Source organism: Xanthobacter sp. SG618 (assembly GCF_012932745.1).
In the GTDB taxonomy this organism is placed as follows: Bacteria; Pseudomonadota; Alphaproteobacteria; order Rhizobiales; family Xanthobacteraceae; genus Xanthobacter; species Xanthobacter flavus.
Map to the genome: position 1 here is coordinate 749,759 of NZ_JABBHL010000001.1, position 14,481 is coordinate 764,239.

Consider the following 14,481-nt stretch of genomic DNA (forward strand, 5'->3'; position numbering starts at 1 on the left):
TTTTTCATATAAATCAATTATTTATGGTTAATGTTTAACGTTAACTTGCATGATTGGGCACGGAAGGCATCGCGCAAATTGATATTTCATTATTAAAACCAATTGACTAGCGAGTGATTATGCCAAGGTACGGTTTTAAAATACCACTTAACATGTTGCATTAACGCATCCACTTATTTCATTATCATATTGATAAATAATGATTTTTTGTTTAAAGGAAAATATTCCTGCGCTCGGCGCCGCTCGCCGGGTGGCAAGAGAGACGCGCCCTCCCCTCCTGCTTTCCGTTTTGCCGTGATGACTGCTGGTATATCTGCAATTTGGCTGGGCCATTGAGGCTCCGGCCATTGCCCGCGCTGTCGCGGCGTTGCGCACCAACGCTGCAAGCGCTTACAGCATAGCGCGACCCCTTGTATTCGTTGGCCGCCGCGATGTGACGCGCAAAACGGTGCCGTCGCTGCTCGCAACGGCACCCAAGCACCTCTATTCAGGTGTCAGTTCTGCGAAACGGGAGTCTGTTCCAGCACCGGTGCGGCTGAGCCGCCGCCCTCACCCTGCCGTGTTGCGCGGCTTGAGGTGGCGGTTCACATAGGTCGAAACGCCGTCTTCCAGCGAGGTGAACGGCCGGGTGAAACCAGCCGCGCGCAGCTTGGAGACATCGGCCTGGGTGAAATACTGGTAGGCCTTCTGCAGGCTCTCCGGCATGTCCACATAGGTGATGTTCGGCGCCTTGCCGAGCGCGGTGAACACGGCCGTCGCGAGATCCGCGAAGGAGCGGGCCTCCCCGGTGCCCACATTGAAGATGCCGGACACGTCCGGGCTCTCCAGCAGCCAGCGCACCACCTCCACGCAGTCGCCCACATAGACGAAGTCGCGCAGCTGCCCGCCGTCCGTGTAGCGCGGGTCGTGGGACTTGAAGAGCGTCACGCTCTCCCCCGCCTCGGCGTTCGGATAGATCTTGTGGACCACCGAGCGCATGTCGCCCTTGTGGGCCTCGCCGGGTCCGTACACGTTGAAGAAGCGCAGGCCCGCAAACTGCGGCGGCCGGGGCCGGCCCTCGGCGATATCCGCCATGATGCGGCGGTCCACGAACAGCTTGGACCAGCCATAGGGATTGAGCGGCGCGAGCGCGGCGAGATCGTCCCCCGCCTCGGAATCGCGGAAGCCCTGGGTGCCGTCGCCATAGGTCGCGGCCGAGGAGGCGAAGATCAGACCCAGCGCCTTCTGCGCGCACAGGTCCCACAGGTCCAGCGTCGCGCGGATGTTGCGGGCGACGATCTTGTCGGCGTCGCGCTCGGTGGTGGCGGAAATGGCGCCCATATGGACCACCGCGGCGAGCCGCCCGCCTTCCTTCTCCACGAAGTCGTTGATCGTCTCGGGACGGATCACGTCATGGAGCGGGATGTCGGAGATGTTGCGCCATTTGGGGCCGTCTTCCAGCCAGTCGGCCACGACGACGCGATAGCCGTCCTCCGCCGCCGCGCGGGCGATGTTGGAGCCGATGAAGCCCGCGCCGCCGGTGACGAGCAGAAGGTCACGACTCAACGCCACCGATCGGGTCATAGCGGGCATCCCATCCAGTCCATTGGGCGCAGGGTGTGCCACCCCGCCGATACCTTGTCCATCTCGACCGTGGCCGAACCGCCAGTATCAGGCTGCCGCGCTCAGCCTCCCGAGCGCCTGCCAGACCTCGGCGGCGGAGATGTCGGCAAGGCAGGGCGGCCCCTCGATGGTCGCGGGCGCGATGCGGCAGCGGGCCTTCTCGCAGGGCGCACAGTCGCGACGCGCCTTCAGCTCGACGACGCGCGGGCCGAACAGGCCGGTCAGCACCGGGTTGGTGGGTCCATAGAGACCGACAGTCGGCACCCCATAGGCCGCGGCAAGATGGCCGAGGCCCGTGTCCACCGTCACGACGCCCGCCGCTCCGGCGATCTGCGGGGCGAGCCCCTCCAGCCCTTGGGGTGGCAGCAGGCGCACATTGTCCTGCCCGGCAGCGATGGCCTCGGCGCGGGCACGCTCCTCGGCGCCGTGGGCGAACAGGCGCACCTCCACCCCCGCCTCACCCGCCAGCCCCGCCAGGGCGCGCCAGCCGTCGAGGGTCCACGTCTTGGTCGGCCACGTGGTGCCGTGCAGGAAGACGAGATAGGGCACGCCGCAGGGAGCCGGCCGCAGGCCCGTGTCGGCGGGCAGATCATCGAGCCGATAGCCGAGGGCCGCCGCGAAAAGCTTCCGGAGGCGCACCGCCATGTGCTCCACCTCGGGCACATGGTGGCGCGCGCCATAAAGGAGGCTTGCCAGCCCTTCGCGCGCACTCGCCTGGTCGAAACCGTGGCGGCGGCCGCGGGCCAGCGTCGCCACGGCGGCACTCTTCATCAGCCCCTGGCCATCGATGACGAGATCATAGGGCTCGGCCGACAGCACCCCGCGCACGCGCCCCACCTCCCCGCCCGAAAGCGCAGCGAGCGGCCGGCGCAACATGCGGCGGAGCGGAACGGTGATGGTGCGGCGGACGGCGGGATGGAGCCGGGCGACCGGCGCGAAGGCCTCCTCCACCGCCCAGTCCACGGTGAGGCCGGGCACGCGGGCGGCGGCGTCCGTCAGCGCGGGGAAGGTGTGGACCACGTCCCCCAGCGACGACAGCTTCACCAGCAGCAGCTTCATCGGCGCATTTGCTCGGCCGCGGCCAGCACGTCCTCTGCCGCGATGCCTTCGAGGCACGCCAGCGTCTTCAGCGGGCATTCCCGCTTGTGGCAGGGCCGGCACGGCAGGTCGCGGGAGACCACGCGGGCGAAGGGCGAGGCCGGGGGCGTCATCTTCTCGGATGACGCGCCGTAGATCACGACCAGCTTGCGGTCGAACGCGCCGGCGATGTGCATCAGGCCGGAATCGTTGGAAATCACTACGTCCGCCCCGGCGAGGATGGCGGCGGCCTCGAAGAGGGTGGTGCGGCCGACGAGATTGTCCACCGGCACGCCGGCCGAGGCCTCGATGGCGTGCGCCGCATCCGCATCCTTGGGCGAGCCGAGGATGCGGATGCGATAGCCCTCCTTCACCGCCAGCGCGGCAAGCGCCGCGAACTTCGCCGCCGGCCAGCGCTTGGCGGGCCCGTATTCGGCACCCGGGCACAGCACCATCACTGGCTCCTCGCCGGCGAGGGGGTATTTGGCGGCAGCCACGTCCACGGCGCCATCGGGCAGCATCAGCCGCGGACGCGGCGCGCGGGCGATGGAGCCCGGTGGCAGGCCGAGCGCGACAAAGCGATCCAGCGTGCGGGCGGTCTTGCGATCGGGGTCGGGGCGGGCGTCGGTGAGAAGCGCGCTGCGCAGTTCGGCGCGATAGCCCACGCGCTCGGGAATCTCGGCGGCGAGCGGAACGATGGCGGCCTTGAAGGCCCGCGGCAGGATGATCGCTTTGCCGTAGCCTTCGCCGCGCAGGGCGCGGCCGGCTTTCCAGCGGGCGAGAAGGCCGAGCTCGCCATGGCCCAGCCCCAGCGGGATGGTGCGGCGAACGCCGGGGATCATGCGGGCGACGGGAAGGGAGGCGGGAGGCGCCAGCACATCGATGGGCCGGCCGGGCTCGCGCAGGCGCAGCACGTCCACAAGGCTCGCCGCCATAACCATGTCACCGACCCACGAGGGGCCGACGAGCAGGAGCGGCGATACGGAACCGAGGGCACGCATGCGAAAACTCGCGGGGTGGAACGCCCCGCGTCATGACAAGGCGGACCCGCCGCGTCAAGCACGCTGGCCCGGACGCGGCGGTCGTTGATGGAGCGAAGGCTCAGGCGGCCGGACGGATCGTCTTCTCGACCGACGACTTGATCGGCTCGGACGAGTCGGCGGCGACCTTCTGCGCGAGGGCGGAGAGATCCTTGGCCTGGCCGGTCAGGGCCTCGAACTGCTTGCGCGCGTGGCCGGTGGAGAGCTCCACAGCCTCGGCGACGGTCTTGGCCGACAGCAGCGAATTGAAATAGTCGAAGGCCGAGTTCACGTTCGATTGAACCGCCTCGAGAACCTTCGCATTGTACTGGGCCACGCCCTTGGAGGCGGTGGTGCAGGTGTCCTCGAGGGCAGCGTTCACCTGCTCGGCAGCGGCCTTCAGCTTGGTGTAGTTCTCGCGGTAGGTGGCGATGCCCTTCTCGGCGATCTCGCGCACGGCCGGCGGCACTTCGACGCCGGGAACGGCATGGGTCGAGAACGCCTTTTTCGCCGCCTCGATCTGGTCCTGATAAGCCTTGATGAAGGTGTCGTTCATGTCATCCTCGGAAACGGGGCATGGCGATCCGTGCCGAGGTGTATTGCTGCAGTGCCACCAGAACGACACGCAAGGCGCAGCGCCGTGCAACGCTTGCGTTTCGAGCATTCATAGGTGAGCTGTGTTTAACCCCGACAATAGGGTTATACAGCAGTAAACGTGCAGCGCAAAATGAAATTCTGCGCTGCACAAGTCAAGCTTCCGCGACTACGGGGGTAGGTGCGGACGGGTAGAGTAATCCCGTCAGCCCTGCTGCTTAGGGTCGGTGGCCTTGGCCGCGGCGGCCTGGGCCTCGCGCACGGCGGTCTCGCCCACCGTCTTCAGGTCCTGGGCGACAGCCTGGGCGCTCTGGGCGGCGGACGCGGCGAGGGCCTTCAGCCGCTCGGCCAGGGTGCGGGCGTGCTCGTCCATGGTGCGCACGGCGTTTTCGCCGAGGGCCTTGGCGTCGTCGCCGAAGGCCTTCGCCTGCTCGGAGACGGACTTCAGCTGGTTGGTGAGGAATTCCGCCTGCAGGCTCATCATCTCCTGCGGGCTCTTGGCCGCGACCAGCTTGTGTAGGAAGTCGAAGCTCGCCTCGACGTTGGCTTCCATCAGGCCGATGGCCTTCTGGCGGAAGTCCTTGATGTTGGACCGGACCTCCTCGATATGGCCTTCGCTCTCGCCGACCGTCTCACGCGCATTCTGGAACAGGGTCTCGAACGCCTGTCGGGCCTGCGCCACGTTCTTCTCGGCAATGGCACGCATTTCAGGCGGCAGTTCCAGCTCCGGACCGAATTTCGTCGTCATGGCCGTCTCTCCTCCGGGTGTCGGGCGGCGCAAGCCACCGCGCAGCGACCGATCTTAATCTACGGTACCGCCGCTTCGCCAATATGAATGGCAGGCGCGCGGCGAAGTTGCACTGACGTTAATCAATGGCAGCGAGAATATGAGCCGGCGGGGTGGTCCCGCCTTGGTTCACTCCTCCTCCGCAAGGTGCGATCCTGCAAACGATGACGCAGCACCACGGCAGCCCGGACGACCCGTCTCCCCTCTCCGGGGAGGGCGTGGAAGCCATCGCGTCCGCTCTTCCAGGCGCGGAGGCGGTGCTGGCGCCCCTCGCGCGGCAGGAATTCGCCTCCTTCCTCCTCGACCTCGGCTCCGGGCGTATCCTCGCGGCGACGTCGGCAGCCGCACGGCTGGCGATCGCGCCCGGCGAACCGGCACCCGAGCCGGTGACGACGACGGCCGCTCGCCTCGCCCGGCGCACCGCCGCCGGCTTCGGCGTGGCGCGGCTGCGCCTGCCCGGCGACCTCTCGCCCCGCACCCTGCGCTTTGCCGCCCTTGCTTTGCCCTCCGGCCCCGCGCTCCTGTTCGCGGACCCGGCCGCATTCGCGCCTGCCGCACCCTCTCCGGTGCTCCCCGCGGCGGCCCCCGCCGTACCGGCGGCGCTGCGCCCGCTTCTGGCCCAGCCGCTGCGCGTGACCTGGGAAAGCGATGCGGAGGGACGCCTGCGCGCGCTTTCCCCCCTGTTCGCGGCGGCGCTCGGCAGCCGCTCCGGCACCTTCCTCGGCGCGAGCTTCGCGGATCTTGAGCGTGACGGCCACCTGACCGACGCCGACGCGCTCATCGACGCCATGGCCTCGGGCGAAAGCTTCACCGAGCGCACGGCGACGGTGCCCCCCGTCGGTGTCGAATCCCCGCTCGACCTCAGTCTCGGCGGCGCGCCGCTGTTCGATGCGGAGCGCCGGCTCAGGGGCGTGCGCGGCTTCGGTATCGTGACCGCGGCGGAAGCGCCGCTGCCCCAGCCGCCGAAAGCGCCGCAGGCGAGCGCTCCTGCCCCCCAGCCCCCGGTCGCCTTCGGACGGAATGTGGTGCCGCTCCGGCAGGGCAGCCTGTCGCCGCAGGAAAGCTCCGCCTTCCGCGAGATCGCCCGCACCCTCGCCGCAGCCATCGAGGACTGGCCGAGAATTCCGCCGGATAACGCTCCGCCCGACAATCTGGACGCCGCATACGCCGAGCCGGAGCCCCCGCCCGCCTCCGGGGATGAGGCGGAGTTGCTGGACAAGCTTCCGGTGAGCCTGCTGGTGCAGCAGGAAGGCGAGCTGGTCCACGCCAACCGGGCCTTTCTGGCCCTCACCGGCTGGAGCGGGCTGGACGCGCTGGCGGAGGCCGGCGGGCTTGAGCGGGTCCTCTCCCGCGAATCCGGCGCCCTTCATGTGCTGACGCCGGACGGCGCCCGCCTGCCAGTGGAAGTGCGCCTCGTCGCCGCACCGTTTCTCGGCCGGCCGGCGCTGATCCACGTCATCCGCGCCCTCGACACCACCGACGACGACCGCGAGGCCCGCGCGAGCGCCCGCCGCGCGGCGCTCGACATGGTGCCCTGGCCGGTCTTCCTGCTGGAGATGGACGGCACCATCCGCCTCGCCAATTTCGCGGCAGCCGAGCGGTTGGGCTTTCCGGCCCATGATCTTGCCGGCGAGCCCTTTACCACCGCCGTCGCGCCGACCGACCGCGCCGACGCCGTGGCCACCCTCGACCGCGTGCGGGACGACGGGGCCTCCGCGCAGGTCGCGCTCGCACTGCGCAATCGCGAGGGCGAGCTCCTGCCGGGGCTGGCGGCCGTGACCCGCGCCGGTGCCGAGGACCAGATCCTGTGCGTCGTCATCGGTCCGGTGCCGCAGCAGCCCGAGCTGGCGCCGATGGCGGTGCCCGAACCGGAACCCGCGACGAACCTCCTGCCGCGCCTCGCCGGCCGCCTCCGCGCCGGGCTCGAAGGCCCCATGGCGATCCTTCGCGAGGCGCCCGCCGAGGCCCTGAGCGATCCCCTGCGGGATGCGCTGAAGTCCCTCAACGCCATGCTTGATGACCTCAACGCCCTCTCCAAGCCGGCTGCACCGGTGGAAGCCGTCACCTGCGACGTGTCGGCGGCGGTGCGCGCCGCCGTGGCCGCGCTTCTTCCGGCTGCCCGGCGGCGACGGCTCGCGCTGCGCCTCGACGATGCCGGAGGCGTCACGGCCCAGGCCGCCGAAGCGCCGCTCGCGGACCTCGTGGCGATGCTGGTCGAAGAGGCCGTTGCGGCCACGCCCGCCGGCGGGGCGGTGGCCGTCTCGGTCTTTACCGAGGACGAGGGTGACAAGGGACCGCGCGCCAAGGTGCAGCTGAGCGATGCCGGCGCAGGCCTTGACGCAACGGCGGCAGCGGCGGCCCTCGATCCGCTGTCCGGCCTCTCGCCGGACGACCGCTTCGCTGCGGAGGGGCGCCCGCTGCGTCTCACCCGCATGGCGGAAGCGGCGCGGGCGCTGGGCGGAACCCTTGAGATTGATCCCGTCGGGATGAATCAGGCCGGCGAAGACCTCGGCCGGCGCCGCGGCATGATCGCCCGGCTCACCCTGCCGGCTTGAACGCCCGCAAACGGTGTTCAGCCACCTATCGGGTGGTATCCGCACAATGGAACAACTCCATTGTTCATCCAAAACCCTGTCCGAACGGCGCGCGACCTACCATGTCGCATATCTACGGAGTTGACGGATCCGACCGCCCTCTGCGAAAAATGTAATAGAAACAAGTTTTTAGAAGCCTTCCAAGTTAGCTTCGAGCCGCGCCATGATCGTTTGTTCATGCAACGTCTTTTCAGATCGTCAGGTGCTTGATGCACTTGCCGGAACGCCTTTGCGCTCCCCCAGCGAAGTTTATCGCTGCCTCGGCTGCTCGCCCCAGTGCGGACGCTGCGCCCGGACCATCCGCACCCTGATGGATCAGGTGCAGGCCCACGACTGCGGCGCCTGCGCCGACGAATGTCCCGTCGCGGGACTTACCGGAATGGTCGCGGCCGAATAAGCTTCCTAAAAGCACGACGAACCGCCCGGCGATGAGCCGGGCGTACCCTTGGGTACCTTGCCACCACATTAGAATTAGTCTAACGCTTAATCCAAACTAACTGTCCTTACGGCACCAGGAGCTGATGATGAAGGGCGATCCGAAGGTTATTGAATACCTCAATCGGGGCCTGCGCTCTGAGCTGACCGCCATCAATCAATATTGGCTGCATTACCGGATGCTCGACAATTGGGGCTACAAGGCGCTGGCCAAGAAGTGGCGCGCCGAGTCCATCGAGGAGATGGTGCACGCCGACAAGTTCACTGACCGCATCCTGTTCCTCGACGGCTTCCCGAACATGCAGGTGCTCGACCCCCTGCGAATCGGTCAGGACGTGAAGGAAATCCTCGACTGCGATCTCGCCGCCGAGCTCGATGCCCGCGCCCTCTACCAGGAAGCGGCCACCTACTGCCACTCGGTGAAGGACTATCCGAGCCGCGACCTCTTCGAGGAGCTGATGGCGGACGAGGAAGGCCACATCGACTTCCTCGAGACCCAGCTCGACCTCGTGTCCAAGCTCGGCCTCCAGCTGTACGCCCAGCATCACATCGGCGAGATGGACGAGGACTGATCCCTCCGCCATCCACGCGATACCGACGCAAAGCCCGGCCCTCATGCCGGGCTTTTTTGTTTTGGCCGCGAACCAGATTGGAGCAAGTATAAACTGGGCGATCGGGCCGCAATGCATTTCGGAATTAGATAATTTCCAATGTTTCCGGGCTCACACCCTTCTTCATTGACCCTTCGTAACGCCTCGGGCTAGCCAATTCTCCATAGTCTTTTCGTGCTCGTTCCGAGCCCGCGTGTGGGGATTTCAATGGGTCGCCTTCATCTCTTGCGCAGCCTTCTCGCCGGTGGCGCACTGCTTGTCGCGGCGCAGGGCGCCAGCGCCCAGCAGGTCGTGAACGTCTACACCACCCGCGAGCCCGGCCTTGCCGCCCCCCTGTTCGAGGCCTTCACCAAGGCGACGGGGATCGAGGTGAAGAGCGTCTTCATCAAGGATGGCCTCGCCGAGCGGGTGAAGGCGGAGGGCGCCAGCTCCCCCGCCGACGTGCTGATGACCGTGGACGTGGGCAACCTGCTCGACGTGGTGGATGCCGGCATCACCCAGCCGGTGACCTCCCCCGCCCTCTCCGCCATTCCCGCCAACCTGCGCGATCCGGCCGGCAACTGGTATGCCCTCTCCCTGCGCGCCCGCCTCGTCTATGCGGCGAAGGACGAGGTGAAGCTCTCGGCCATCACCTATGAGGATTTGGCCGACCCCAAATGGAAGGGCAAGATCTGCATCCGCTCCGGCCAGCACCCCTACAATGTGGGGCTGGTGGCGGCCTACATCGTCCATCACGGTGAGGAGAAGGCCGAGGCTTGGCTGCGCGGCCTGAAGGCAAACCTCGCCCGCAAGCCCGCCGGCGGCGACCGCGAGGGCGCCCGCGATATCCTCGGCGGCATCTGCGATCTGGCGGTGGGCAATTCCTACTATGTGGGCCTGATGCGCTCGGGCAAGGGCGGCGCCGACCAGAAGAAGTGGGGCGACGGCATCAACGTGCTGCTCCCCACCTTCCAGGGCGGCGGCACCCATGTGAACGTCTCCGGCGCCGCCGTGGCCAAGAACGCGCCCCACAAGGACGCCGCCGTGAAGCTGCTCGAATTCGCCGTCTCCCCGGAGATGCAGGCGATCTACGCCAAGCAGAACCTGGAATATCCGGTGATCGCCGCGGCCGAGGTCGATCCCATCATCGGCGCGCTGGGGCCGCTCAAGGTCGATCCCATCCCGCTGGTGGACATCGCCAAGAACCGCAAGCGCGCCAGCGAGCTCATCGACAAGGTCGGCTTCGACAACTGACGGCCGATGGCTGAGACCGCATTGACCGGCGAGCCGCGCGCGACGCGGCTCCGCCTTCCCCGCCACCTCTCCCCGCTCCTCATGGCGTCGGGATTGGTGGCTCTTTTCGTTCTGCTGCCGCTCCTCGCCCTCGCCGGCATCGCCGCGCGCGGATCGGGAGACATGTGGCCCCACCTCATCGCCACCGTGCTGCCCGATGCGCTGGCCGAGACCGGCCTGCTCGTGCTCGGTGTCGGCGTGGTGACGCTGGTGGTGGCCGTGCCGTGCGCCTGGCTGGTGGCCACCTGCACCTTCCCCGGCCGCTCGGTGCTGGAATGGGCGCTGCTGCTGCCACTGGCCGTGCCGGGCTACATCGTCGCCTTCTCCTATCTCGACGTGCTGCACCCCCTCGGGCCGGTGCAGGAGGCACTGCGCGCGCTGCTGGGCATCGCCAGCCCGCGCGGCCTGCGTCTGCCGGATGTGCGCTCCACCGGCGGCTGCATTCTCGTGCTTTCGGCCGTGCTCTACCCTTACGTCTACCTCTCGGCGCGGGCGAGCTTCGTGCTGCAATCGGCGGCGGCGCTGGAAGTCGCGCGCACGCTGGGCGCCAGCCGCTGGCGCGCCTTCCTGCGCATCGGCCTGCCGCTGGCCCGCCCCGCCATCGTGGCGGGGCTGACGCTGGTGCTGCTGGAAGTGCTGGGCGATATCGGCGCTTCCGAATTCCTCGGTGTGCGCACCCTCACCGTCTCCATCTATTCCACCTGGGTGAACCGCTCGAACCTGCCGGGCGCAGCGCAGATCGCCCTCGTCATGCTCGCTCTCGTGCTGGGGCTGATCCTGCTGGAGCGCTGGGCGCGGCGCGCCCGCCGATTCGTCGCCACCGGCTCGGCCCGGCCGCAGGCGCCGCTGCGGCTGACCGGGCTACAGGGCTTCGCCGCCGCCGCCCTCTGCGCCCTGCCGGTCATGCTCGGCTTCCTCGTGCCGTTGCTGCATCTCTCCATCTCGGCCGCGCGACGCATGGCGGAGACCGGCTTTCCCACCCGTATCCTGGGAGAGGCAGCCACCACCGCCGCCCTCGCCGCCGGCACGGTCACCCTCGGCCTCGGCCTCGGCCTGGTGGTGGCGCTGGGGCAGCGGCTGACGCGCGCCCCGCTCGCCTCCGGCTTCGCGCGAGTGGCGAGCCTCGGCTATGCGGTGCCGGGCACGGTGCTCGCCGTCGGCCTGCTCAGCCCGCTCGCCGGCTTCGACAACATGCTGGATGCCGCGATGAAGCAGGCGTTCGGCATCTCCACCGGCCTCCTGCTGTCTGGCTCGGGGGCGGCGCTGGTGATGGCGCTCGCCATCCGCTTCCTCGCCATTCCCGTCGGCGGCATCGAGGCGGGATTCGCCAAGCTCTCCCCGCATCTCGACATGGCGGCCCGCAGCCTCGGCTCGTCGCAGCCGCGCACCGTGCGTCGGGTGCTGCTGCCGTTGCTGCGGCCGGCGCTCGCCACCGCCGCCCTTCTGGTGTTCGTGGACGCCATGAAGGAGCTGCCGGCCACCCTGCTGCTGCGGCCGCTGGGCCTCGAGACGCTGGCCACCCACGTCTATGGCGAGGCGGCGCGGGGCACCTATGAGGACGGGGCGCTGGCGGCGCTGGTGATTCTCCTCGTCGGGCTGGGACCGGTGATGCTCCTCGCCCGCATGTCGTCATCCGCCCTGGCCGCTTCGGCGGACGGCGCACGAGGCAGTTCCTCGGCCCGCGACTGAGCCGCCCGCCGGCACATCCTGCAGGCCATCAAAGCGACACAGAGCCCGCTAAAGGTGCGGCCACGATCCAACGTGGCCACAGGCGTCGCGCGCATCGCCCCGCCTGCTCCCTCGGAGACATCTGTATCTTCATGCTGCGTGTCGGCCAGAACACCCGCCGGGCCGGGCTCATCGCTGCATCCGTGCTGGGCGCGGGTGCCGCGCTGCTGCTCGTCGCCATGGCGGTTCTGCCTTTCCTGGTGCCGGCCGCCGAGCTGCGGCGGGTGGCGGCGCAGGCGCTCGCCGGCTCCACCGGTCAGAAGGTGGAGATTCTCGGCGAGCCGTCGATTCGCCTCTTCCCCTCCCCCCGCGTCGTGCTCGGCAAGGTCAGCTTCCCGCTCCCGGCCGGCCAGTCGCTCGATGCCGAGAACGTGGTCACACGGCTCGACCTGCTCCAGCTCGTCGCCGGACGGGTGGCCGTGAACGACGTCATCGTCGAGCACCCCACCCTCGTCCTCACCGGGGAGGGCATGGCGCCTGCCCTCGGCATCGCGCCGGTGCTTGCGGCCACCGACCGCCCCGAACTGCGCATCGTCGACGGCACCATCGCATGGCGAAGCGGCAGCGGCCTCACCCGCGAGCTGGTGAGTGGTATCACCGCAAGCCTCGACCGAGTGCTCGATCGCGCGGGCATCGCCGTCGCCATCCAGTTCGACTGGCGCGAGCAGCCGGTGAACGCAACGCTGTTCATCGACGATATCACCGCCTTCATGGCCGGCACGCCGGCCCCCATGCGGGTGAACGTGGCGACGGACGGCGCCAAGGCCCGCTTCCACGGCCGCGCGGCGCTCGGCAAGTCGCCCACCATGGACGGCGCGGTGACGGCGGATGCCGATTCGCTGCGCGACCTGTTCGACTGGTCCGGCATGGAAACGCCCACCCGCAGCGGCTTCGGGCCCTTCTCGCTCTCCTCCCGCCTGAAGCTTGAGAAGGGCGAGGTGGCCCTGACCGAGGCGAGCGTCGATCTCGACGGCAATCGCGGCGACGGCGGCCTTCTGGTGAAGGTCTCCGGTCAACGCCCCCTCATCCAGGGCACGTTTGCCGCCGACCACATCACGCTGGCCCCCTACGGCGCCATGCGCCTGACCGGCGGCGACCGGCAGGGCTGGGACCGGGGGGCGGTCGATCTCTCCGCCCTCGGGGCCTGCGACCTCGACCTGCGGCTCTCGGCGGCCCGAATGGATGTGGGCGACACCGCGCTGTCCACCGTCGCCGCCAGTGCCGTTCTTTCCGCCGGCCGGCTGGTGCTCGCCATCGGCGAGGCCCATGGCTGGGGCGGCGTGCTGCGCGCCTCCCTCACCCTCGCCCCCGCTCCCCCCGACGCGGCCACCCTCCAGGCCCACCGCTCGGCGGGCGCGGAGCTGCGGCTGGAGGCGGAAGCGACCGACGTGGAGCTCGCCCGCGCCCTTGACGACATCGGCGGTTTCCGCCGCATCGACGGCACCGGGACGCTTCAGGTCGACGTGACCGGGGCCGGGCGCAGCATCCAGGACATCGCCGCGAACCTTCAGGGCAGCGCGGGACTGACCGCGGCCAACGGCTATCTCAACGGCTTCGACGTGGCGCAGCTGCTGCAGCGCATCGAGCGGCGTCCCCTCTCCGCGACCAGCGACTGGCGCGGCGGGCGCACCGCCTTCACCGAGATCAGCGGCCGCATCGCCATCAGCGACGGCGTGGGCACGATCGAGGAACTGGCCATGCGCGGGCCGCGCGCGCAGATCGAGATGACCGGCTCCCTCTCCATCGCCCAGCGCGCGCTGGACCTCGCCGGCCACGCCGCTCTGCCCGCGACCAAGGGCGCGAAGACCGGCGCCATCGACCTGCCGTTCAGCGTCCGCGGACCGTGGGACGAGCCGAGCATCATGGCCGACCCGCTCAGCCTCATTGAGCGCTCGGGCGCGGCGCTGCCCCTGCTGGAGGCGGTGAAGGGGCGCACCACCGCCCCCGCCGCAGAACGGGCCATGGATGGCGGCGCATCGGCAGCAGACCCGCAGCAGCCTCCGGCGAACTGACGGCGCCCGCACCAGCACAAGACGGGACGCGGAAATGAAAAAGGCCGGCGCTCTGGCACCGGCCTTCAATTCTGTTTCCCTGCGGCGAAAATCAGCCCTTGAGGCTGGCCTGCATGGCGGCGCCGAGGCCCTTGAATGACAGCGGCAGGATGACGGGGCGGCGCGATCCGTCCTCGAACACGATCTCACCCTTGCCGGAGCTGGCCTTCAGCGCCGTGAGCTGATCCTGCGTCAGCTCGGCGGACGCGACGCAATGCTGGCCGCAGCGCTTGAATGTGAGCACAACGTCCGCCACGCCACCCACCTTCAGCGCCACGTTGGACGGCAGCCACACGCCGGGCGGGGTGAGGACGATGAGGCGCACCGGCCCACTCTTCTCGGCCCGCACCGCGACATGGGCGAGGATGTGCGCGAGGTCAGGGGTCTGCAGCGTCTGCACCGCCTCGCAGCCGCGCTTCTCGTCCTTGCCCTTGCAGCGCACGGTCCAGTCGTCATGCACCGAGTGGGTCTCGGTGGGATCGGCAGGAGCAGCAACAGGCGCAGCGGCCGGAGCCGGGGCGGCGGCCGTCTGGGCGGCGGCGGGAAGGGCAAAGGCCGAGGCGGCAAAGACAGCAGACAGGAGCGAGAGACGGAGGGAAGGGATGAGACCGGTAAGCGCCATCTTTTACGTCCTCTCAATCGCACCCGCGCCCCGCAGCGGTGCCGCCGCCGGGACATATCCGACACCGCCCCCGTCAGGCAATGCAAATC

The 14,481-nt window shown here is 68.8% G+C and carries 12 protein-coding genes; 6 read left to right on the forward strand and 6 right to left on the reverse strand.

Annotated features, from left to right (window positions below; genetic code table 11):
* Positions 1-549: 549 nt before the first annotated feature.
* The 5 genes from rfaD to FHT36_RS03525 all read right to left on the reverse strand — a co-directional run bounded on the left by rfaD (position 550) and on the right by FHT36_RS03525 (position 5,040).
* Positions 550-1,563 carry an ADP-glyceromanno-heptose 6-epimerase gene (rfaD, locus tag FHT36_RS03505; protein WP_169121101.1) on the reverse strand — a complete coding sequence of 338 codons (1,014 nt, stop codon included), beginning with the start codon at positions 1,561-1,563 and terminating at the stop codon, positions 550-552.
* 87 nt (positions 1,564-1,650) lie between these two features.
* Complete coding sequence (gene waaC / locus FHT36_RS03510) at positions 1,651-2,661, reverse strand: lipopolysaccharide heptosyltransferase I (protein ID WP_169121102.1); 1,011 nt, start codon at positions 2,659-2,661, stop codon at positions 1,651-1,653.
* On the reverse strand, positions 2,658-3,680 hold the full coding sequence (waaF, locus tag FHT36_RS03515) for a lipopolysaccharide heptosyltransferase II (RefSeq protein WP_169121103.1): 1,023 nt from the start codon (positions 3,678-3,680) through the stop codon (positions 2,658-2,660). Before waaF ends, waaC begins: the two co-directional genes overlap by 4 nt.
* A 100-nt stretch (positions 3,681-3,780) precedes the next feature.
* Complete coding sequence (locus FHT36_RS03520; protein ID WP_169121104.1) at positions 3,781-4,254, reverse strand: phasin; 474 nt, start codon at positions 4,252-4,254, stop codon at positions 3,781-3,783.
* Positions 4,255-4,497: 243 nt separating this feature from the next.
* Complete coding sequence (locus FHT36_RS03525) at positions 4,498-5,040, reverse strand: phasin family protein (protein ID WP_169121105.1); 543 nt, start codon at positions 5,038-5,040, stop codon at positions 4,498-4,500.
* A 203-nt stretch (positions 5,041-5,243) separates the two neighbouring features.
* Here FHT36_RS03525 and FHT36_RS03530 point away from each other — a divergent pair, with 203 nt between their 5' ends.
* The 6 genes from FHT36_RS03530 (at position 5,244) to FHT36_RS03555 (ending at position 13,731) form a co-directional block, all read left to right on the forward strand.
* Positions 5,244-7,634, forward strand: a complete 2,391-nt coding sequence (locus tag FHT36_RS03530) for a PAS domain-containing protein (RefSeq protein ID WP_169121106.1) — start codon at positions 5,244-5,246, stop codon at positions 7,632-7,634.
* Between the two features lie 202 nt (positions 7,635-7,836).
* Entirely contained in the window at positions 7,837-8,070 is a 234-nt protein-coding gene (locus FHT36_RS03535; RefSeq protein WP_081762651.1) for a bacterioferritin-associated ferredoxin, read from the forward strand.
* Between the two features lie 127 nt (positions 8,071-8,197).
* Positions 8,198-8,680: a bacterioferritin gene (bfr, locus tag FHT36_RS03540; protein ID WP_169121107.1), complete on the forward strand. Its 483-nt coding sequence runs from the start codon at positions 8,198-8,200 to the stop codon at positions 8,678-8,680.
* A gap of 246 nt (positions 8,681-8,926) precedes the next feature.
* Positions 8,927-9,952 (forward strand): extracellular solute-binding protein, encoded by a 1,026-nt coding sequence (locus FHT36_RS03545; protein ID WP_169121108.1) that lies wholly within the window; start codon positions 8,927-8,929, stop codon positions 9,950-9,952.
* Positions 9,953-9,958: 6 nt separating this feature from the next.
* On the forward strand, positions 9,959-11,680 hold the full coding sequence (locus FHT36_RS03550; protein WP_169121109.1) for an iron ABC transporter permease: 1,722 nt from the start codon (positions 9,959-9,961) through the stop codon (positions 11,678-11,680).
* Positions 11,681-11,811: 131 nt separating this feature from the next.
* On the forward strand, positions 11,812-13,731 hold the full coding sequence (locus FHT36_RS03555; protein WP_169121110.1) for an AsmA-like C-terminal region-containing protein: 1,920 nt from the start codon (positions 11,812-11,814) through the stop codon (positions 13,729-13,731).
* Between the two features lie 91 nt (positions 13,732-13,822).
* On the opposite strand, the gene FHT36_RS03560 is transcribed toward FHT36_RS03555, so the two are convergent.
* Positions 13,823-14,392 carry an invasion associated locus B family protein gene (locus FHT36_RS03560; RefSeq protein ID WP_169121111.1) on the reverse strand — a complete coding sequence of 190 codons (570 nt, stop codon included), beginning with the start codon at positions 14,390-14,392 and terminating at the stop codon, positions 13,823-13,825.
* Positions 14,393-14,481 lie beyond the last annotated feature (89 nt).